Origin of the sequence: Stieleria sp. (assembly GCF_041595215.1) — a bacterium.
GTDB classification, from domain to species: domain Bacteria; phylum Planctomycetota; class Planctomycetia; order Pirellulales; family Pirellulaceae; genus Stieleria; species Stieleria magnilauensis.
The window spans coordinates 1-2,865 of record NZ_JBFHKV010001080.1 but is presented as its reverse complement, the minus strand read 5'-3'; the positions used below and the strand labels follow the sequence as shown (position 1 = coordinate 2,865).

Annotated in this window: 1 protein-coding gene and 1 pseudogene; both read right to left on the bottom strand. The window is 61.4% G+C overall.

Going from position 1 to position 2,865, the window contains the following annotated elements:
• Positions 1–43: 43 nt before the first annotated feature.
• Complete coding sequence (locus tag ABX749_RS28225; protein WP_372898970.1) at positions 44–1,369, bottom strand: hypothetical protein; 1,326 nt, start codon at positions 1,367–1,369, stop codon at positions 44–46.
• A gap of 164 nt (positions 1,370–1,533) precedes the next feature.
• Positions 1,534–2,865: pseudogene (locus ABX749_RS28220) on the bottom strand (hypothetical protein); the annotation flags it as partial.

The following is a 2,865-nucleotide window of genomic DNA, read 5'->3' as shown; positions in this document are numbered from 1 at the left end:
GTGTTCCCCGGTGGCGTCTGGGAATCAGTCGGAACGGCCAAGGCTACAGATCGATCGTCGTGGTTTGGCTGGCACGCTTGCGAACCTCGGCGTCCTCTTTGGCGTTGCGCCGCGTCCACCAGATCGTCGCAAGGATGGCCAACGCGATTCCGATCGCCAACGCGTATCCGATCACCCGCACCCCGCCATCATCGTTTGCCGGTGGGGCCATGGAATGCCATTGCGAAACGACGATCAGCGGACCGACCTGTTTGCCGCCGCCCTCGCGGGTCATGAATTCGTTCTTGTAGCTCCACAAGCGATAAAAGAATCCTTCGATCGCGACGGGATGGCTGAGCATCGTGACGACTGCCTTTGGATCATTCCGTTCTGCGCTAAGAAAATCGGGCAACTCGGCGGCGACCAACGAGACCGGATAGGTGCCGCTCATCCGAATCGGCTCGCCCGGATCGTCCTCGCCGCGGGCCAATTGGATGATCGTCTTGCCCAGATCGCCGCTGGCGACGACCTGGTAATAGTGGTCCTGACCCAGTTGCGCCCGCCGCGCCGGATCGGACACGCTGATGCGTGTGATCCGGACCGTCGACGCGTTCATCCGGATCCACTGCCCGTGATAATCCTGAGGGGATTTCAACAACTTCACCGGTTCGATCGTCAGGGGAGCCAGGGAGACGTTCGGATCAAAGGGTTCGGTGTTCAAATTCTTGGCGGCCGCGAGCATCGAGTAAAACGCGTCTCCGTCGGCGGCTTCGAGCGATCGGCGATTCCTGGACGCCGCTTCGGCGATGCGGCTCAAGTCGACGCCCTGACGGGCCAGCAGTTTCCATCCAACGGTTTCGGCCATCGCGGGGAACCACGCCACGCGTCCGGCCGCAAAAACTTGTTCGGCACTCGAAGCGTCGATCACGATGGCATTCGCTTTGACTCGGTCGCCCTCGGAAACCTTGCCGACCAGCGACGGCGCAAATACCGCAATCGAGTCTTCGGAATCCGGTAGCTCTAGAACCAGCTCTTGAAACGTCTCCAACTCCAAGAACTCGGTCAACGTTTCGGGGACGTTGTATTGGCGAACTGCGGCGATCGTGCCTTCAACCTCCACCGAGTCGCCGGTCGTCAAGCGGGCTCCGATGGCGGCGTCGGTGAGCGAACCGACCGATCGCGATGCCAACGCGTCTTCATCGGCTTTGCGCAATCGAAACAACAGTCGCGCCATTTCACCGGCCACCTTGGAATCGCTGACCGGATAACAGCCTTCGATCCGCCGGGCATCAAAACCGCTGAGCAGATCGATGGCGGATTGTGCGGGCGCCCGCCCGCCGAGGCACAACGCCGAAACGATCACCATCATGCAGACCAATCTGCTCATCACCAGTGACGCAGTCCAACGGGGCTGATGTTTCAGCAACCGTTGGTGTCCAGCCTTGAGGCGCTCCCCACTCGCTGCATCGCAGCGAAAGTCGGCGGCTAAAGCCTGCACACCAACACTTGTGCCCGTGCCATTGGTGCCAAATACCGTTCTTGTCCAAACCAATCTCATGAGGGCGTTCCTTGCGTGTCGGAGTCGTGGTCGGCGAGGGCGTCGAGGTCAAGTTGGACATCGTCGCCGGCTTGTTGCCGCAAGATTCGGGTTCGCTTGGCATCCAAGGCACTGCGGTACATCAGCCATCCGGCCAGTGCGATACCGGCAAGAACCGCGAATAAAATCCCCGTGATCCACGCGACGTGATCAGCATCCGCATTCGGGCCGCCGTCAGCGTTCCTCGCCGGTTGGCCGTCCGTCGCCGCCGCGACACCCTTGGCTCCGACGAGTCGACCGATCACCACCGGCGCCAAGTCGGCGCCGATCGATGAACGATAGGGCAGCCGTTTGATGAACCGACCGACCGCGGCGATCTGGCCGTCCGGGTTAGCGGGATTGGACGCTCGGTCCCATGATCCGTCGGCGGTCAATGCGTCCGCGATGGCCTCGGGCAGTTGTCGCGTCATCAGGATCGTCGGTCGGATGCCGCCGTCGGCAGGAATGATCCACAGTTTCCAGTAACTTTCGACGGCGACACGATTGGGTTGAGCGGTTTTCTTTTCGGCCAGTTGCAGCCGACCGACCAGCCGAACCGTCTGCCCGCGATAAACCTCGGGTTGTTGCAGCAGCGGCAGTGTGCCCGTCGTGACACCCTGATCGGCGGCAAGCCAGTCCGAACGAGCCAGCCCTAAATAAAACGCGTCGCTGTCGGCGCTGGTCCAAAACGTTCCGTCGTTGACACGCTGGAATGCCGCGGTTTCGAGCGCATCGAGCAGCGGCAAAGCCCAGGACGAAATCCGCTTCCATAATCCTGGATCGCATTCGCCCGCGGCGGCACACGCGCGCAGTGTCTTCAGCCCCGCCAAGACTTCAGCGTTCGATTCACTGCCCTGTGAGTCACTGCCCTGTGAGTCACTGCCCTGTGAGTCATTGTCGGGGGAATCACTCTCGGACGCATCACTTTCCGACAGAGGTGACTGCGACACCAGCCGTTCGGCCGACGCATCGAGTTGCTCGACTGACAATCCGACCCACTCCACTGGGGTTCGATCGTCAACCGATTGCCGGCCGACCGATTGCAGCTGAATCAACGATGGGATCCAGGCCCGTTGCAACGACAATTCCATCGCATCGACCCACAGCGGGGCGGCGTCCCAAGTGGCGGCAACTGACGTCGCCGTGGCGGATGCGGGCGAGGCATCGCGAGCCGAACGATTAGCGGGCGGATTGGCGAAGTCGTCTGTCGAAGCATCACCCGGCTGAGCCATCGCCAAGGTGGGCTTGGTTGCCGGTTCGATTTCGACCCAGGTTTCTTCTTGGGCGTCAAAAAAGGTCTGGTAAAGCCC